Source organism: Streptosporangium sp. NPDC050284 (assembly GCF_044459525.1).
In the GTDB taxonomy this organism is placed as follows: domain Bacteria; phylum Actinomycetota; class Actinomycetes; order Streptosporangiales; family Streptosporangiaceae; genus Streptosporangium.
This window is the reverse complement of the sequence record NZ_JBITIZ010000001.1, coordinates 310,181-328,237: the sequence shown is the minus strand read 5'-3', so window position 1 is coordinate 328,237 and position 18,057 is coordinate 310,181. Positions and strand designations below refer to the sequence as shown.

The window sequence follows — 18,057 nt, the reverse complement described above, 5'->3', positions numbered from 1 at the left end:
ACCCTCGGCCGGGCCAGGGGGGACGATCGCCCCACCCGGCCCGCCCCTGGCCCGGGCGTGACGCGTACACCGAAGTGGCGCACCGGGCCGGGGCACCCCGATGGCACGGGGGTCCGGGAGCCCGGGGGCACGGGGACGCCGGGGGCAGCCAGGGGTAAAGGTGTCCCCGGGCGGTACGCCGGGGGCGTGTGCCGCCTGTCAGCCGAGGTCGGCGACGGCGGCCACCGGGCCGCCGCCGCTGGGGCCCTGGTGGACCGCCGCGACCGAGACGAACACGGCCGGGTCTCCGGTGACGCTCGCCGCGACACCGCCGACGGTGGCCTTGATCTGGCGGTGCCAGTGCACGTCGGAGTCGTCCAGCATGATGTTGCGGCGCCCCCGCACGCTGCCCGACGGGTCGGCCTCGCACTTCATGAAGACGTTGACGAGCCGGTCGCCGAGGTCGGACGGGTGAGGGCGCTCGGGCAGCTCGATGCCGCTGGAGCGGATCGCCTCCCAGATGCCGTCGGCGTCCAGCGCGTCCTTCATGACCGAGTGGCCGATCCGGTACCGGCCGCCGATCCCCCGTACGTTGCCGACGACCACGATCTGGGCGCGGTCCAGCTCGACGCCCGAGGAGCACGACGCGACGGAGGAGTAGAGCGACAGGTCGCGGTGGATCTGGTCGGCGGAGGGCATCTCGATCTCGCCGAGGGCGACGGCGATGCCGAGGGCGGTGGTGGAGTTGGAGATGTCCATCGACGGGCCGGTGTCCTCGATCACCACGTCCTTGCCGCGCGACTTGGCGTCGTTGATCGTGGACAGGGTGAGCAGCGGGGTCTTGGTCTGGACGTAGTGGACGTCGGCGGGGTCGTCGATCCCGGCGAGCTTCATCGCCTCGCGGACTCCGGCTGCGACCTTCTCCACCATCGCGGGGCGGCCGATGTCCTCGGGCAGGATCACGTCGCTCATCGCGATGCCGACGCTCACCCTCGGCTCGTCGCTCGGCTCGGCGTTCGCGGTGGTGGCGAAGACGGTGGCGTGCGGGCTGAGCACGCCGTCGGTGCCGCCCGACCACACCAGGGGCACGCTTTCTGGGGACGGGTGCCCCTTGGCCTGGAGCACCTCGCGAAACGCCCGGTCGGCCAGGATGCGGGTGTAGTCGTTCACGCCGCCGTTGCCCTCGGTCTTGCCGATCACCGCGAGCACCCGGTGCGCCTCGATCACCCCGTCGTCGATGAGCCGGGCCAGCCCGGAGGCGTCGGTCACACTCTCGATGGGCACCTTGCGCACTTCAATGGGTTCGGGCATCTCTGCCGCCTTTCGATCGCGTCCTGTTCACTTTCGCACCACGGTGCCGGTCTCTCCGGTGAGCGCCGCGCCCATGTCCTCCAGGGAGGTGATCACCGACCGGTCGCCGCCCTGCTCGACGAAGCGCAGCGCGGCCTCGACCTTCGGCCCCATACTGCCCCCGGCGAAATGGCCCGCGGCGTGCAGTACGCGCAGCTCGGCCGCGGTGATGTGACCCAGGGGCCTGGCCCGGGGCGTTCCGAACCCGACGACGGCCCGGGGGACGTCGGTCGCGATGATCAGGACCGTCGCCCGGACGGCCCGGGCGAGCACCGCGGCGGCGAGGTCCTTGTCGATCACGGCCTCGACCCCGGCGAGCCGCCCCTGCGCGTCGCGGGTCACGGGCACGCCGCCGCCCCCCGCGGCCACGACGGTGAAGCCCGCGGCCACCAGCGCGGCCACCGCGGGCGCGTCGAGGATCTCCAGCGGCTCGGGGGAGGCCACCACGCGGCGCCAGCCCCGCTCGAAGTGGCGCCAGGTCTGGCCGAGTTCCTCGAACCGGCGTGCCTCGGCCTCGCTGAAGTAGCGGCCGATCGGCTTGACCGGGTCCGCGAAGGCGGGATCGCCGGGGTCGACGAGCGTACGGGTGACCACGACCGCGGCGCGGCCGTCGAGCGCGTTGAGTACGAGGGTGCCGATGGTGGCCTGGGTCTGCGCCCCGCACCAGTCGAGCGGCACCGGGGGCACGACGTGGGCGGCGAGCTGGTTCTTCAGGATCAGGTTGCCGACCTGGGGGCCGTTGCCGTGGGTGAGGGTGACCTGGTGGCCCTCCTCGATGAGCGCGACGACGTGGCGCATCGCCTGCTCGACCGCGCGGTGCTGGTCGGCCGGCGAGGCGCCTCCGTCGGGCCCGGTCATGGCGTTGCCGCCGAGCGCGATCAGTATTCGTTCACCCACCAGGCCGACGTTAACGGCCTGCCCGTCTCGCCTCATGGGCACTCATTGCCCAAGGGGCGCCGGTCCTTCGGCACAACCGGCCAACCTCTCACCCCATGAGCGTACGGGTGATCTCCTCGACCACCGGCACGCGCCGCGGCTGCAGGTAGAAGTGGTCGCCGGGGAAGACCGTGAGGGAGAAGCCGGAGCTCGTACGGGTCTCCCACGACTTGGCCTGTGCCGGGGTGACCACCGGGTCGGCGTCGCCGACGAGGACGGAGATCGGGGTGTGCAGCGGGGGGCCGGGGCGGTGCCGGTAGGCCTCGGCCAGCCGGAAGTCCGCACGGACGTAGGGCAGGATGACCTCGCGCATCGCCCGATGGGACAGGACCTCCGCCTCGGTGCCGCCGAGTTTCGCCAGCTCGGCCACGAAGTCGTCGTCGTCGTACTCCGAGATCGCGGGCCTGTCGCGGGGGTCGTGCGGCGCTCTCGCGCCGGAGACGAACAACCGCGCCGGGGCGATCCCCCTCGCCTCAAGGCGACGCGTGACCTCGTAGGCGAGCGTCGCCCCCATGCTGTGCCCGAACAGCGCGAAACGCCGGTCGAGCAGCGGCAGCATCGATCCGGTCACCTCGTCGGCGAGCGCGTCCATGTCGTCGGGCAGCGGTTCGGCGAACCGGTCGGCCCTGCCGGGCAGCTGCGTCGCGTGCAGCTCGACGGACAGGGGCAGCAGCTCGGACCACGCGCGGTAGGCGTTGGCCGATCCGCCCGCATGCGTGAGGCAGAACAGCCGCGTGGTCGCCCCGGGGCGGGGGAAGGCGCAGCGCAACCAGGTCATGTGACCATGATCCCACGGCGAGGGCCCGGCGCCTCATGCCCTGAGGCAGACCTCGAAGACGGCGGTGAGGCGGGCGATCACGGTCTCGCGGTCGGGGGAGCCGGCCGCGTCGGGGCCGTAGAGCTGGCGCATCGTGCCGGTGCCGGTGACGAGCGCGGTGGCGATCATCGCCCGGAAGGCCGCGTCGGGGCCGGGGAGCCGCGCCGAGAGGGGTTCCAGGATCGCCGTCCTGACCCGGTCGCCGATGATCTCGTGGATCTCCGGGGCGCTGGACGACCGGATGAGCGCGGCCAGTACCACGCTCCCCTGGTCGGATCGGAGCCGTTCGGCGACGTACTCGGCCAGCCGGCGGGGCAGCTCCTCCTCGGGGCCCTCCAGGACGCCGGGGAAACGGCCCTGCATCGCGAGCACCTCGGCGAACAGGTCCCGCTTGCTGCCGAAGTAGCGGTTGATCAGCGCGATGTTGGCGTCCGCCTCGGCGGCGATCATCCGCATCGTCACCTGGTCGTACCCGAGTTCGGCGAACAGCAGTCGGGCGGCGTCGAGGATGCGCCGCCTGGTGCCCTCCCTGTCGCGATGCCGTGTCTCATCCACTTACGGGATCCTTCCAGATTTGACGAGTAAACAAGCGTCTACTAACTTCACATGTACCGTACATACATTGGGGGCGGTTCATGCTGACCGAACAACAGATCCAGGCCGAGGCCGCACCGTCCTTCACCCACAGGCAGGTGCTGGAGATCCTGGCCGGACTGATGCTCGCCATGCTGACGTCGATGATCTCGACGTCCGTGGTGGGCACCGCGCTGCCGACGATCGTCGGCACGCTCGGCGGCCAGGACCAGCTCGCCTGGGTCGCCAGCGCGACCCTGCTCACCATGACCGCCTCCACCCCGATCTGGGGCAAGCTCTCCGACCTCTACGGCCGCAAGCTCATGTTCCAGGTCTCGCTGGTCGTCTTCGTGGTGGCCTCCATCGCCGCCGGGTTCTCCCAGGACATGGCCCAGCTCATCGCCGCCAGGGCGCTGCAGGGCATCGGCGCCGGCGGCCTCGCCGCGCTGCCGCAGATCATCCTCGGCGACGTGGTCGAGCCCCGCGAGCGCGGACGCTACTCCGGCTACATCGGCGCGGTCTTCGGTGTCTCGACCGTGGCCGGCCCGCTGCTCGGCGGGTTCATCGTGGACAACATGTCCTGGCGCTGGACCTTCTGGATCTGCGTGCCGCTCGCCGTGGTCGCCTTCGTCGTCATCCAGAGGGTGCTGAGGCTGCCGCTCGTCCGCCGCGACACGAAGGTCGACTGGTGGGGCGCGACCCTCATCACCGGCGGCACCACCGCGCTGATGCTGCTGCTCTCCCTCGGAGGCAAGGAGTTCGGCTGGAACTCCGCGTGGACCTACGGCCTGGGCGCGCTCAGCCTGGTGATGTTCGGTCTCGCCGTCGTCGCCGAGCGCAGGGCCGCCGACCCGATCCTGCCCCCGCACCTGTTCCGCGACCGCACCTTCGTGCTCACCTCCGTCGCCTCCCTGCTGGTCGGCGCGGCGATGTTCGGCGCGCTGATGTTCCTGCCGCAGTACCTGCAGATCGTCAAGGGCATGAGCCCCACGGGCTCGGGCCTGATGACCCTTCCCCTGGTGCTCGGCCTGCTCACCTCCTCGATCCTCACCGGCCGGTTCGTCACCAGGACGGGCCGATGGAAGATCTTCCCCGTGGTGGGCATGCTGCTGGTCGCGCTCGGGCTGTTCCTGCTCTCGCGCCTGCACGTCGACAGCTCGCTGGTGATCGTCGGCATCGACAACGCGGTGCTCGGCATCGGGCTCGGCGCCTCCATGCAGATCCTGATCCTCGCCGCCCAGAACGCGGTGACCCGCGCGAACCTCGCCTCGGCGACCTCCGGGGTGGCGTTCTTCCGCTCACTCGGCGGCGCGGTGGGCGTCGCGGCCTTCGGCGCGATCCTGTCCAACCGGCTCACCGCGGAGCTGGTCTCCCTCGCGAAGGCGGCGCACCTGCCGCTGAGCGGTGGCGCGGTCCCCAGCCTCGGCTCCCCCGAGGCCATCCACAACCTCCCCGCGCCCGTCCTGGAGATCATCCTGGAGGCCTTCACCCGGGCGATGAGCGCGGTCTTCGTGGTCGGCGTCCCGATCGCCGTCCTCGCCTCACTCGCCGTCCTGATGGTCAGGGAGATCCCGCTGCGCTCGGCGCGGACCCCCGCCCCGGCGGCGGCCGACCCGGCCGCCCCGCCGATCGGCGCGGGCAGGCCGTAACCACCCCCGTGCCGCCCGGGGCCGGCCCGCTCTCCGGCCGGCCCCGGGCCTCCCTCACTCCTCGCCTCGCACATCGACCCTCCCCCGGGCGAGGGCGGCCCCTCGTGGCGGCGCCACGGGGAGTCGCCCCCCTTCCCCGGCCGGGATCAGGCCTCAGCGCGGGCGAACGACGGACATGGCATGTGCCACCGCCCTCGGGCGGCCGTCAGAGCGTCCATTTCTGGTTGGCCCAGCCGTTGCAGTCCCACAGCTGCACCTTGGTCCCGTTCGCGTTGACGGTCCCCAGGTCCGCGTCCAGGCAGCGCCCGTTGTGCATGCTGTAGATCGTGTGGCTCGTCGCGTCGTAGATCCATTTCTGGTTGGTCCAGCCGTTGCAGTCCCACAGCTGTACCTTGGTGCCGTTCGCGTTGACGGTCCCGAGGTCGGCGTCCAGGCAGCGCCCGTTCTCCTTGCTGTGGATCGTGTGAGTGGAGACCTCGTAGCTCCACGACTGGTTGTCCCAGCCGTTGCAGCCCCACAGCTGCACCTTGGTCCCGTTCGGGCCGATGGTTCCGAGATCGGCGTCCAGGCAGCGCCAGTTCTGGTGACTGCGGATGGGCCCCCAGGCGGCGGACTCCGAGTCCGAGGCCGCCGCGCCCGGAACGAATCCCGCGCAACCGAGCGCGACCGCCGCCGCCGACACCAGCACCCTGAATCCCCGTCGCATCGTCGATGCTCTCCTTCCTGCGAATCACGGCGGTGGAGAGCGGCGCGGCAGCGGGAGGAACCCGCCGCCCCACCCGCTCCGCACCGTGCGCGTCACCCCGCGGACACGCCCGTCGATCACTCTCCGCAGCAGAAAGTACACGTACGGGGATCGATCCCGGGTGGACGACACGGCGACCGGCGTTTCAGGGAGGTACAGGCGTCTTCCGGACGGCTACCGGGTGCCCTCAGCCTTCGGAGGAGGCGGAGCCCACGGCGCGCTCGGCCGCCGTGATCGCGTTGCGGAACAGCATCGCGACCGTGGTGGGCCCGACCCCGCCGACCCTGGGGGTGATCGCCCCGGCCACCTCGGCGCAGGACTCGTCGACGTCGGGCAGCAGACGCCTGCCCTCGTAACGCACCCCGCCGCCGATGACGACGGCGCCGGGCTTGACGTGCTCGGGCCGGATGATCCCCGGCACGCCCGCGGCGGCGACCAGGACGTCGGCGCGGAGCGTGTAGCGGGGCCAGTCGCTCACCCCGGTGTGCACGACCGTGACAGCGGCGTTCGCCGTCGGGCGCTTCTGCGCGAGGAGGATCGAGAGGGGACGGCCGAGCGTGGCCCCGCGCCCGAGGATGACCACCTCCCGGCCCGCCACCGGGATGTCGTAGTGCGCGAGCAGCGCCTCGATCCCGGCGGGCGTGCACGGCAGCGGGCCGGGGAGCTCCAGCGCCAGCCGCCCGATGTTGAGCGGGTGCATGCCGTCGACGTCCTTGTCGGGATCCATGACCTGCAGGGCCCGGTCGTAGTCGAGGTGCTTGGGCACGGGGTGCTGCACGAGCAGCCCGTGCACCGCCGGGTCGTCGTTGAAGGCGGTGATGACCGCGTGCAGGTCCGCCTGGGTGGCGCTCGCGGGCAGGTGCTCGTGCGGCGAGGCGAAACCGAGCTCGGCGGCCTGCCGCTGCTTGATGCGGATGTATCCGGCGCTGGCGTCGTCGTCACCGACCAGGACCGTCGCCAGGCTCGGGGTGACACCCCTGCCGGTCAGAGCGGCCACCCGCGCGGCCACGTCGGCGAGGATCCGCTCCGCGACCGGGCCGCCGGGAAGCAACCGGGCCGACGACGTGCTCTCGGAGCTGGAACCGTTCGATACGGGCTGGGACATGCGCTTCCTCCCGGCGTGGGCGCCCAGGCGGTCGACTCCCACGGCGAGCTCCCCGATGGTTGATGCCATCCCTTTGCCGCCAGTCGCGTCATCCCCAAGGATGCCCGATCATCCCCCTCCAGGTCGAACCGCCCCCGCCCCACCGGGCCCGGCCAGGCGAATCATCCCCCTCCACCACCTCGCGCCGCGCCCGCCGCACCGAGCCCGGCCAGGCGGCCCACCGCCTCGTCGATGACCTCGTCCCGCTTGCAGAAGGCGAAGCGGACGAAGTGGCTCCCGCGCTCGGGGCGGTTGTAGAAGACCTGGGTCGGGATGGCGACCACGCCCGCCAGGGACGGCAGCTCGCGGGTGAGGGCGAGGCCGTCGGTGAAACCCAGGGGACGGATGTCGGTCTGCACGAAGTAGGTGCCCGCGGGGCGGTAGACCTCGAATCCCGCCGCCGACAGCCCCGCCATCAGGCGGTCGCGCTTGGACTCCAGGTCCGCCCGCAGGGCGGAGACCCAGGCCGACTCATGACGCAGACCGTGGGCGACGGCGAACTGCCAGGGCGCGGCGGCGGTGTAGGTGAGGAACTGCTTGACGGTCTGCGCGGCCCTGACGAACTCGGGCGGCGCGCAGATCCAGCCCGTCTTCCAGCCGGTGACCGAGAAGGTCTTGCCCGCCGAGGAGATCATCACGGTGCGCTCGCGCATGCCCGGCAGGGTGGCGATCGGCACGTGCTCGACCCCGTCGAAGGTGAGGTGCTCGTAGACCTCGTCGGCGACCGCCACCAGGTCGCGCTCCAGGCACAGCCGGGCGATCTCGTCCAGCTCGGCGCGGGTGAAGACGGTGCCGGTGGGGTTGTGCGGGGAGTTGACCAGGACGACCCGGGTGCGCGGCCCGGCCGCCGCGCGCAACTCGGCGGGGTCGAAGGTGAAGCGGCCGTCGACCGGGCGCAGGGTGACCGGGCGGAGCACGGCCCCGGCGAGGGCGACGGCGGCGGCATAGGAGTCGTAGTACGGCTCGAAGGCGATCACCTCGTCGCCGGGCTCGCACAGCGCGAGGATCGTCGCGGCGACGGCCTCGGTGGCTCCGACGGTGACGAGGATCTCGCCGTCGGGGTCGTAGTCGAGCCCGTAGTGGTCCTTGCGGTGCTCGGAGACGGCCTGGCGCAGCTCGGGCACCCCCGGGCCCGGCGGGTACTGGTTGAGGCCCTCCCGGATCGCCGACACCGCCCGCTCCAGCATCGCGGCGGGCCCGTCGGTGTCGGGAAAGCCCTGCCCGAGGTTGATCGAACCGGTACGCAGGGCGAGCGCCGACATTTCGGCGAAGATGGTCGTACCGAACTCGCGCATCCGCGCCACCAGAGGATCGTTCACGCGCTCCAGCGTAGTCCCGTGCCTCCCCACCACCTCATGGCCTCCGCCGCCACCGAGAGAGCGTCACCCGATCTCCCCCTGTCCTCAAATGCGGTCGACCGTAAACGCCCCGGTGATTAGCTCTATCCCGTAGATCACAGAAAGCCTCTCTCCGTGGTGATGATCCGACGTAGGGTGAACGCGAAGTATCGGAAAACCGCTGGCGGAGACAGCTGACAGATGGTGAACAGCGAGAAGTCTTCGAAGACCCCGCCTTCTTCGGACACCGCCGGATCGGCGAACCGCGCCTGGCAGATGGTGACGGGTTTCTCCAACGCCCTCATCCAGACACTTCTCGTGCTTCTCGCCCTCTCCATTTCCACGGCCTCGAAAGTCGCCCTGGTCCTCGGGATTCTCGCGCTGACGACACTGACCATCTTCCCCGGTCACCTGCTGAAAAGCACCGCCTGGTTGCGCCGCGTCATTCCTGAGCGGTCGTACGGCGTTCTCGCGATGTTCTCCCGGTGGGTGCGCCGGGACGTCTGGTGGCTCCTCTCCACCGGAGTCCTGGTCACCGTCCTCGTCGCCCTCGCGGTCGTTCCCAAGGAGGAGCCGTGGGTCACCTGCCGGGTCCCCGACGAGATCACGCTCCTGGCGTCCGCCGAGACCTCCCCGGTCATCCAGCGGGCGGCCGGGGAGTTCATGGCCGGGAAGATCGACTGGTGGGGCTGCCGACAGGTCAACATCAACGTCAGCGGGCTGCGCGCCGGCGAGGCGCGGGACCGGCTGGGCGACTGGACGTTCCCCGTCCAACCGGCCGTCGGGCCGGCCGCCGGGCGGACGGCGAGGAAACCCCCCGGCGCCCGGCCCGACGGGTGGATCGCCGACTCCCTCCAGGAGATCGACTACGTGGACAGGAACACGGACGGCGTGCCGACGTTCGGCGAGCGGACGGTCGTCGCGACCTCGCCGCTGGTCATCGCCGCACCGGAGAGGCTCGCGGAGGAGCTCACCGAGGCGAACAGGAAGCCCGGAGACCGCGACTGGGCCGACCTGCTGCGGAGCAGGCCGGGCGCCCGGCAGCAGGTCGTGCGCACCCACCCGCTCGCCTCCAACGTCGGCCTGATGGCCACGGCCGCCGCTCCCGGCCCCTCGGAAGGGCTGTCGAGGAAGGTACGGCCGGGCGACACCGTCCGCGACGTGATGTGCCGGTACGCGAACTCCCTCGACACCTCCGCGATGGTCATGACCGAGCAGCAGTTCCACGAGCTCGACGTCGCGCTGTCGGGCACCGCCCCCGCGCTCTCCGTACCGGGCGGCTGCGCCCTTTCCGGCGCGGGAGACGGGCGACCGTCGCCGGGCTCCGTCTCCGTGCCGCGAAGCGCCGGGAAGAAACCGCCGCGACCGGTCATCGTCTACCCGAAGGGCGGCCACGCCATGCGGTACGCCTGCGTCTCCAAGCGGTGGCCCGACCTGAGGCGGCCCCCGGCCGTCGAGCAGACGGTCGAGGAGTTCTGCGACTTCCTGCGGGAGACCCTCCCCCGCTACGGATTCCGTGACGCCGAGGGCCGCCTGGACGTCCAGAGGCTGCCGGTGAAGGCACACCGGCTGAGGAGCGACGCACCGGTGGCGGCCAACTGGAAGCCCGACATCTCCAGGCTGCTGTACAAGCTGACGACCCCCCTCGCGGACCACGTCCTCGTCGTGGTGGACGTCTCCGGCTCGATGGCGCGCAACAAGGTGAACGACGGCAGGTCACGGCTGGAGGCGGCGATCCAGGTGGCCCAGGTCGCCGTCACGTCCAAGCGCGGTGAGCGGACCACGGGAATCATGACGTTCTTCCCCGACGACGGCCACGCCGTTCCCCCCGCACCCGTCGGCGACGAGGGAAACGCCCTCACCGGCAGGCTCACCGCGGTCCAGAACGCCTACCGAGACGGTTCGCGCCCCGACCCCCCGATGCGTCCGATCATCGAAAAGGCGCTCGACCGGTTGGAGAGGACGGGCGACCCGGGAGAGCGGAAGGTCGTGCTCGTGCTCACCGACGGAGGGAACCCGAAGGGGCTGACCGGCGAGGACATCAGGGGCCACGACGGTGTGCGGCTGATGATGCTCTCCTTCGACCTGCACGGCTGCGACACCTCCCCGCTGCCCGTGCTCGGGGACGAGGGCCTGATGTCCTGCTACGACGCGAGCACCGACCCCGACCAGAAGCTGGACGACGCGTTCACCGAACTCCGGGCGGCCACCGGATGAGCCGTCCCACGCCGCCTCCGCCGTCGTCGCCGTTCTCGTCAGGTGGGACAGGCGGACAGAGCACACCGGCTTCGCCAGGTGGAACGGGCGGGCGGGCCACATCGGCTTCCTCAGGTGGGAGGGCCGGGCAGGGAACACCGGCCGCGGCGGAGCCGACCGGCCGCGGAGTGATCCTTCTCCTCCTGCTGCTCGTCTGCCTTCCCTCCCTGGCGGCGAGCACCGCGCCCACCCCTCCCCCGGGACCGCCCAGGCAGGACTGCGTCCTGCGCATCGCCAGTGGCGCCGACGTCTCGGGAGGCGCCCGCGAGCGTGCGCTCGAAGCCGTCTGGAACGGCGTCAAGGGCAGACCCCGGGCGTGCTTCGTGGCGATCTCCTCGGTCGCGGACGAGCAGCGCAGCGCGATGATCTCGGCCGCCCAGTCGAAGGCCGGGCACTACGACGTGTACAACCTCGACATCCAGTGGATTCCCGAGTTCGCCGAGGAGGGCTACCTGCGCCCGATCGACACCACCGCGCACGGCGGGACCAACGACTTCCTCTCCCAGATCTGGTCCGCCGGCGCCTGGAACGGCATCCAGTACGCGGTGCCGTTCAACACCGACGTGGGACTGCTCTACTACCGTGACGACCTGCGGTTACCGGCGAGCTGGCGGGACATGACCGATCTCGCGAAGGCGCGCCGCGCCGGGCCGGACCCCACCGCCCTCGGCCTCTCCGGGCAGTTCGCCTCCTACGAGGGGCTCACGGTCAACGCCCTGGAGGCGATCTGGGCCAACGGCGGGGAGGTGGTCGACGCGGACGGCCAGGTGGCGATCGCCCGGAAGGAGGGCGTGGAGGCCGTCGGACGGCTCATCGAGACGGTGAAGGCCGGCGTGATCTCCGGGGAGACCCTCGGCAGCACGGAGGCGGAGTCGCTGACCGCCTTCCGTAAGAGGCACGCGCTGTTCCTGAGGCACTGGCCCTACGCCCACGAGGTGCTCTCCGGGGAACGGAAGTCGGGCGGAATCGCCTTCCGCGCGGCGCCGCTGCCCTGGCAGGGGGTGCTCGGCGGCCAGTACCTCGCCGTCTCCAGGCACACGCCCCGGCGCGACCTCGCGCAGCGACTGGTGGCGGCGTTGACCGGCGAGGAGGCGGCCGGACTGCTCTACCGGTGCGGCGGGTTCGCCCCGGCCAGGGTCTCGGCCCTCTACACGGAGGCGGGGGCCGGTTGCGACGGCCCGGTCCCGGCGGCCCCGCCCAGCCCTCGCTCTCCCTCCTCCGGTTCCTCAAGCGCGGAACCGGAGTCCGAGAGCGTGCGGCCCGACACGCTGCTGCGCGCGCTGACCCAGGCCAGGCTCCGCCCGCCCTCCCCGTACTACAGCGAGTTCAGCCGGGTCTTCCGCACCGAGGTCCACGAGCTGCTCGATTGCTGGTCGCTCGGGCGCAAGGGGTGCGAGGACGCGAAGACGTTCACGACCGGTCTCGCTCTCAAGCTGAGAAAGGCACTGGCCGGCGGCTGAGCCGGACCGGAAACCTCGGAGGGCTTATGAATGGGGTCGTCTATGCGTAGGCGATTATGGGGTGGTACGTCTATTTGCTGTGACCCGAATGACCCGACCGACCGGACCGGCGGAACCGACAGGACCGAGCGGACCGACCCGGCTCCACGAGCTCGACGCGCTTCGCGGCTTCGCGGTGTGCGGGATCATGGTGGTCAACACCTGGCAGCACACGCGTGAGCACCTGAGGGAGTCCGATCGCAACGCGGTCGACTGGGCGATCGACAACCTGCTGCAGAGCAGGTTCTATCCGATCTTCTCCTTCCTGTTCGGGCTGAGCTTCGTCCTCTTCCTGAGGTCGGCGGCCCGACGGACCGCACACCCCTGGGCCGTGCTGCTGCGCAGGCTGGCGGTGCTCGCGGCACTCGGCGCGATCCACCAGGTCTTCAACCACGGCGAGGTGCTCCTGCCGTACGCGATCTTCGGGGCGGTGGTCCTGCTGCCCGCCTCGTTCTTCCCGCAGCCCGCCGTGGTGGTGCTGGGCGTCGCCCTCACCGCGTGGGCGGTGTACCAGGGCGGCGGGATCATCCTCGTCCCCGGCCTGTTCGTGCTGGGCATGGCCCTGATGGAGCACCCGCCGCCCGAATGGCTGCTGTTCCCCGCGTTCGTCGCGAGCACGGTGCTGGGCGTGACGCTCACCTGGCTCTGGGTGGTCATCGCCAAGGATCCCGCCCTGTTCCACGCGTCCGTCTACCCGGCCGCCGGGCTCGCCGCCGCCACGGCCTACTGCACCGGGCTGCTGCTCCTGCTGCGGACCCGGCTGCGTGACCTCCTGCTGGCGCTTCTGGCCCCGCTCGGCCGGATGGCGCTCACGAACTACCTCATGAGCACCCCGATCATCCTGCTCTTCGTGCCGCTGCTCGTCGCGGACACCACCCGGCTCGCCGGTGTGGCGCTCTCCGCCGCCGTTCTGGTGCTTCAGGTGCTGTTTAGCCGCGTGTGGCTGGGCAGGTTCAGGTACGGTCCGCTGGAATGGGCGTGGCGAAGCCTCACATGGATGGAACGAGTGCCGAACAGACGGATAGGGTCACACCCGTGACGCGCATAGCCCTCTGCCAGATCCCGGTGGCCGAAGATCCCTCCGCCAATCTGAGCCGCGCCCTCGACGCCCTCGCCGAGGCCGCCGCGGGCGGCGCCGAGCTGGCGATCTTCCCGGAGGCCACCCTCACCCGGTACGGCAGGCGCGTCACCGACCTCGCCCAGCCGCTGGACGGGCCGTTCGTCACCGGACTGGCCGCGGCGGCGCGGGAGCACGGACTTTCCGTGATCGCGGGAGTGTTCGAGCCCGTCGAGGGCCGGGTGTACAACACCGCGGTCGCCATCGGCCCCTCCGGCTCGATCGAGGCGGCCTATCGGAAGATCCACCTGTTCGACTCCTTCGGCGCCCGCGAGTCCGAGCTGGTCGCGCCGGGCGACACGCCGGTCGTGGTCGAGCTGGCCGGGCTCCGGGTGGGCCTGGTCACCTGCTACGACATCCGCTTCCCCGAGCTCACCCGGGCCCTCGTCGACCTGGGAGCCGAGGTGTTCGCGGTGATCGCCGCGTGGGGGTCGGGGCCGATGAAGGAAGAACACTGGACCACCCTCGTCAGGGCCCGCGCGATCGAGAACACCACCTGGGTCGCCGCCGTGGGCCAGGCGCCGAACCCTGAGGCCCGCGACGGATTCGGGATCGGGCGGAGCCTGCTGGTCGATCCAATGGGAGTGATACGCACCGATATGGGACCCACGCCGGCCGTGCAGACGTGTGAAATCGACTCGCAGATCACGATTGCCACCCGGAATGCCGTACCGTGCCTGGAACACCGGCGACTCCCTCTCGGCAGATCGTAAAATGCCGATCGTGAGTGAGCCACCTGGGCGTAGAACGCAGATGCAGAAGGTCATACCGCCTCGACTGCTCGTGCCCTATCTGGCCGGCAGACGCACCGTGATCTCCGGATATGTGTACCGGGTTCAGGACTGCGCGCGGCTGACCACCCCCGCGCAGCTCTTCGTCGGCCTCGACCTGGGGTTCGAGGGCTCGGAGCTGACCGCGACGGTCCCGGAGATCTACCTGATGCGCTGGTTCGCCCGCGACATGGACGCCTACATCGTGCCGTACGGACCGCACATGGGCGGTGACTGGAACGATTCACCGCCCTTCGCGGGAAACGGCTTCACCACCTCGCGGGAGCACGTCGTGCCGCAGTTCCACACCACACCCATGCCGATCCCCTCGGGAGCCGAGATCATCCACGTGGTCCCCGGTGAGGAGCGCCTCTTCGGCCTCTACGACGGCCTGAGCTGGCGGCCCGCCTCATGAGCGCCGAGATCGAGCCGGTGGCCTCGGGCTTCGCCGCCCGCTACCTGGGCCGTACGTACGCCGCGGCCCTCGGTCCCGGCGCCTCCGAGGTGGTGCTGTTCAACGAGGAGGCCCAGAAGGGCTTCGAGGCGGCCTCCGGCTACTGGCGGCTCGTCGTCGCCCGCGAGGACCTCGACTGGCTGGTGCTGGTCCGCACGGTCGGCGCGTTCGGCGGGGAGCCGTGCCTGGTCCTCGACGTCTCCGAGGACAACGGCGAGGAGAGCCTGCACATCGCCTACACCGGGCACAGCGGGATGAAGGCCGAGGCGCTGGGTTACTGGATGGTCGACCACGGGGCGTACGAGGTCGTCGTCCCCCGCGACGAGGTCTTCTCCATCAGGATCGAGCGCCTGGCCGTCCCCCTCGCCGCGGAGAGTGCCGAGCCGTAGCCCGCCGCCCTCCTCTCGACCGACGCCTCCTTGGAGGCATCCCTCTCAACCGAGGCCCGCTTCGGCGGGTGTCCCGCTCGGCCGGTGCCTTTCTCAGCCGGTGCCGAGCCGCCGGTAACGGGCCAGCCTGGCGGCGAGGCGGTCGGCGGGGGCCTGGCTCAGCAGCCCCGCGATCTCGTGCTCCAGGGTGCGCGCGACCCGGACGCAGAACGCCTCCGGCTCGTAGGCGGCGTCGGGAAACTCCGGGATGATCCGGTCGACGAGCCCGTTCCCGCGCAGGTCGGTGGATCTCACACCCTGCGCCGCGGCGATCTCCGGCGCGAAGTCGACGCTCCGGTAAAGAAGCGCCGAGGCCCCCTCGGGAGACAGCGGCGACAACCAGCCGTGCTGGGCGCAGAGCACCCGGTCGGCGGGCAGCAGCGCCAGGGCGGCACCGCCCGCCCCCTCCCCCAGCAGCAGGCAGACGGTCGGGGCGTCGAGCATCACCAGATCGGCCAAGGAACGGGCGATCTCCGCGGCGAGGCCGCCCTCCTCGGCCGCCTTCGACAGCGCGGCACCGGCGGTGTCGATCACGGTGACCAGCGGCAGACCCAGCTCGGAGGCGAGATGCATGCCCCGCCTCGCGACCCGCAGCCCGGCCGGACCGAGCGGGGCGTCGATCCGCTGGTGCCGGCGGTCCTGGCCGAGCACGACCGCGGGAGCCTCGCCGAACCTCGCCAGGGCGAGGATCAGCCCGGGATCGTTCTCGCCCGCACCGGTACCGTGCAGCGGGGTGACGTCGGAGGCACCGAGCTTGAGCAGCGCCCGCACCCCGGGGCGGTCGTCACGGCGGGAACGGCTGATCGCGTCCCACGCCTGGATCGCGGGAATCCGCCCGTCGGGTTCCTCCCCCGGATCCAGGCCCCCGCGAGGAGCGCACAGCACGGCGAGCGCCCGTACGGCGATCCCCCGGGCGTCCTGTGCCGACACCACGGCGTCGACCAGGCCGTGGGCGAAGAGGTTCTCCGAGACCTGGACGCCCTCGGGGAACGGATAGCCGTGCAGCGACTCGAACACCCTCGGCCCCAGAAAGCCGATCAGCGCGCCCGGCTCGGCGGCGGTGACGTGCCCGAGCGACCCCCAGGAGGCGAAGACGCCGCCGGTGGTGGGATGGCGCAGGTAGACGACGTACGGCAACCCCGCCGCGCGGTGCGCGGCCACGGCAGCGGTGATCTTCACCATCTGGACGAAGGCCACCGCGCCCTCCTGCATGCGGGTCCCGCCCGAGGCCGGGGCGGCCAGCAGCGGGAGCCCCTCCGCGGTGGCGCGCTCGACCGCGGCGGTGAGCCGCTCGGCGGCGGCCACCCCGATCGAACCGGCCATGAAGGAGAACTCACACGCGACGATCGCCACCCGCCGCCCCTCGAGCAGGCCCTCACCGGAGATCACCGACTCGTCGTACCCCGTCTTGGCCCGGGCCGCGGCGAGTTCCTCGGCGTACCCGGAACCGGGCGCGGCGGGATCGGCGGGCGGCTCGTCCCATGACCGCCACGTCCCCGGGTCGAGGAAGGTGTCGATCAGCGTCCGCGCGTCGGGCCGTGCCGGGGTCATGACCACGCTCCGGGAGACGGCACGCGGGCGTGGGCCGGGAGGGTGCCTGTCATCGCTCGCGCTCCTCCAGCCAGGCGAGGACCTCGTCGCCGTGCTCGCCGAGGGCCGGTGGGGCGGTGTGGCGCGCGGGAGCCTCGCCGTCGAAGCGCAGCGGCGGTCCCGGCAGCTCGATGGTGCCGAGCACGGGGTGGTCCACCTCGATGACCAGTCCCTGGGAGCGGGTCTGGTCCCAGGCGTAGACCTCGTCGATGGACCTGATGGCCCCCGCGGGCACCCCGGCCTCGGCGAGCGCGGCCAGCCAGTGCCCCCTGTCATGCTTGGTGAGCGCCTGCTCCATGTCGGCGATCAGCTCATCCCGATGCGCAAATCTTTCCCTATTAATCGCATATTTCGCGACATATGGGTCTATGTCCAGCAAGGCGGCGACCTTGCGCCACTGCACGTCGTTCGCCGCCGCGATCTGGATCATGCCGTCGGCACAGCGGAAGGCGCCGTACGGGGCGATGGAGGCGTGGTGGTTACCGCCCGCCCCGGGCACCTGCCCGCCGACCGTCCACGCCGTGCCGTGGTAGGAGTGCACCCCGGTCACCGCGGCCAGCAGCGAGGTCCGCACGACCTTGCCCCGCCCGGCCCGCTCCCGCTCGTACAGCGCGGCGACCACCCCGTACGCACCGTGGATGCCCCCGAGCAGATCCGCGATCGAGGCGCCCACCCGGTACGGCTCCTGGGGCGACGGCCCGGTCAGGCTCATCAGCCCCGCCTCCCCCTGCGCGATCTGGTCATAGCCGGGCCTGCCGCCCTCCGGCCCGTCATGGCCGAACCCGGTGATCGACAGGATGACGAGACGGGGGTTGAGCTCGTGCAGCCGCTCGACGGAGAAACCCAGCCGGTCCAGAACCCCGGTGCGGAAGTTCTCCACCAGCACGTCGCTCTGGCGCACCAGCCGCTCGATCAGCGATTTCCCCTCGGCGGACTTGAGGTCGACGGCGATCGACTGTTTGTTGCGGTTGGCCGCCAGAAAATACGTGGAAATATCGTGATCAGGGCCTACGAACGGCGGCCCCCACCCCCGCGACTCGTCACCCCCCACGGGATGCTCCACCTTGATCACCCGGGCACCCAGGTCACCGAGCATCTGCGCGGCGTGCGGACCCGCGAGCGCGCGAGAGAGATCGAGGACGACGATGTCGCCGAGTGCTCCCTGCAAGATCAACCTCCGGTGCGTGGCGGCCGGCCCGGCCGACGAGGGCTCCCCCGCTTCCGACCCGTTTGTCATGAGACCACTTGGCACGATATCCGGACGGAGGGACACCCATGATCTCCCATACCGTCACCGGACGGGACCGGAGGGGAAGATCACGAGAGCGTGTCAGTCACGATCTCCCGTATGACTCCTGCCGAGAGCCCAGGAGCACCCACATATCGGCTCACACAGAAACAATGCCGGACACT

16 protein-coding genes are annotated in these 18,057 nt (G+C 71.2%); 7 read left to right on the top strand and 9 right to left on the bottom strand.

Annotation, left to right across the window (positions count from 1 at the left end; all coding sequences use genetic code 11):
• Positions 1-198 precede the first annotated feature (198 nt).
• From ACIBH4_RS01430 to ACIBH4_RS01415, 4 genes are all read right to left on the bottom strand, one after another.
• Positions 199-1,290, bottom strand: coding sequence for a ring-opening amidohydrolase (locus ACIBH4_RS01430; RefSeq protein ID WP_362508419.1), 1,092 nt, complete (start codon positions 1,288-1,290; stop codon positions 199-201).
• A gap of 27 nt (positions 1,291-1,317) precedes the next feature.
• A complete protein-coding gene (locus ACIBH4_RS01425) occupies positions 1,318-2,226 on the bottom strand; it encodes a carbamate kinase (protein ID WP_362508422.1) in 909 nt (302 codons plus the stop codon).
• 88 nt (positions 2,227-2,314) lie between these two features.
• Positions 2,315-3,043: an alpha/beta fold hydrolase gene (locus tag ACIBH4_RS01420; RefSeq protein ID WP_362508425.1), complete on the bottom strand. Its 729-nt coding sequence runs from the start codon at positions 3,041-3,043 to the stop codon at positions 2,315-2,317.
• A 33-nt stretch (positions 3,044-3,076) separates the two neighbouring features.
• The gene (locus ACIBH4_RS01415; RefSeq protein ID WP_362508428.1) at positions 3,077-3,637 is read right to left on the bottom strand and encodes a TetR family transcriptional regulator; all 561 of its coding nucleotides are present in this window, start codon (positions 3,635-3,637) and stop codon (positions 3,077-3,079) included.
• 80 nt (positions 3,638-3,717) lie between these two features.
• Between ACIBH4_RS01415 and ACIBH4_RS01410 the strand changes: the two genes are divergently transcribed.
• Entirely contained in the window at positions 3,718-5,304 is a 1,587-nt protein-coding gene (locus ACIBH4_RS01410) for an MDR family MFS transporter (protein ID WP_362508431.1), read from the top strand.
• A gap of 205 nt (positions 5,305-5,509) precedes the next feature.
• Here the strand turns inward: ACIBH4_RS01410 and ACIBH4_RS01405 are convergent, their stop codons facing one another.
• The 3 genes from ACIBH4_RS01405 to ACIBH4_RS01395 all read right to left on the bottom strand — a co-directional run bounded on the left by ACIBH4_RS01405 (position 5,510) and on the right by ACIBH4_RS01395 (position 8,512).
• Positions 5,510-6,010, bottom strand: a complete 501-nt coding sequence (locus ACIBH4_RS01405; RefSeq protein WP_362508434.1) for an RICIN domain-containing protein — start codon at positions 6,008-6,010, stop codon at positions 5,510-5,512.
• Positions 6,011-6,236: 226 nt separating this feature from the next.
• Positions 6,237-7,154, bottom strand: a complete 918-nt coding sequence (locus ACIBH4_RS01400) for a tetrahydrofolate dehydrogenase/cyclohydrolase catalytic domain-containing protein (RefSeq protein WP_362508437.1) — start codon at positions 7,152-7,154, stop codon at positions 6,237-6,239.
• 161 nt (positions 7,155-7,315) lie between these two features.
• Positions 7,316-8,512: a pyridoxal phosphate-dependent aminotransferase gene (locus tag ACIBH4_RS01395; protein ID WP_362508440.1), complete on the bottom strand. Its 1,197-nt coding sequence runs from the start codon at positions 8,510-8,512 to the stop codon at positions 7,316-7,318.
• 219 nt (positions 8,513-8,731) lie between these two features.
• Between ACIBH4_RS01395 and ACIBH4_RS01390 the strand changes: the two genes are divergently transcribed.
• From ACIBH4_RS01390 to ACIBH4_RS01365, 6 genes are all read left to right on the top strand, one after another.
• A complete protein-coding gene (locus tag ACIBH4_RS01390) occupies positions 8,732-10,747 on the top strand; it encodes a VWA domain-containing protein (protein ID WP_362508443.1) in 2,016 nt (671 codons plus the stop codon).
• Positions 10,748-10,914: 167 nt separating this feature from the next.
• Entirely contained in the window at positions 10,915-12,246 is a 1,332-nt protein-coding gene (locus tag ACIBH4_RS01385; RefSeq protein WP_362508446.1) for an extracellular solute-binding protein, read from the top strand.
• Positions 12,247-12,334: 88 nt separating this feature from the next.
• Entirely contained in the window at positions 12,335-13,324 is a 990-nt protein-coding gene (locus ACIBH4_RS01380; RefSeq protein ID WP_362508449.1) for a DUF418 domain-containing protein, read from the top strand.
• Positions 13,321-14,115 carry a carbon-nitrogen hydrolase family protein gene (locus tag ACIBH4_RS01375; RefSeq protein ID WP_362508452.1) on the top strand — a complete coding sequence of 265 codons (795 nt, stop codon included), beginning with the start codon at positions 13,321-13,323 and terminating at the stop codon, positions 14,113-14,115. Before ACIBH4_RS01380 ends, ACIBH4_RS01375 begins: the two co-directional genes overlap by 4 nt.
• A 10-nt stretch (positions 14,116-14,125) precedes the next feature.
• On the top strand, positions 14,126-14,587 hold the full coding sequence (locus tag ACIBH4_RS01370) for a hypothetical protein (RefSeq protein WP_362508454.1): 462 nt from the start codon (positions 14,126-14,128) through the stop codon (positions 14,585-14,587).
• On the top strand, positions 14,584-15,015 hold the full coding sequence (locus tag ACIBH4_RS01365) for a hypothetical protein (RefSeq protein WP_362508457.1): 432 nt from the start codon (positions 14,584-14,586) through the stop codon (positions 15,013-15,015). Before ACIBH4_RS01370 ends, ACIBH4_RS01365 begins: the two co-directional genes overlap by 4 nt.
• A 93-nt stretch (positions 15,016-15,108) precedes the next feature.
• On the opposite strand, the gene ACIBH4_RS01360 is transcribed toward ACIBH4_RS01365, so the two are convergent.
• Positions 15,109-16,605 carry a carboxyl transferase domain-containing protein gene (locus tag ACIBH4_RS01360; RefSeq protein WP_362766104.1) on the bottom strand — a complete coding sequence of 499 codons (1,497 nt, stop codon included), beginning with the start codon at positions 16,603-16,605 and terminating at the stop codon, positions 15,109-15,111.
• Positions 16,606-16,654: 49 nt separating this feature from the next.
• Positions 16,655-17,812: a CoA transferase gene (locus tag ACIBH4_RS01355; protein ID WP_362766107.1), complete on the bottom strand. Its 1,158-nt coding sequence runs from the start codon at positions 17,810-17,812 to the stop codon at positions 16,655-16,657.
• Between the last annotated feature and the right edge of the window lie 245 nt (positions 17,813-18,057).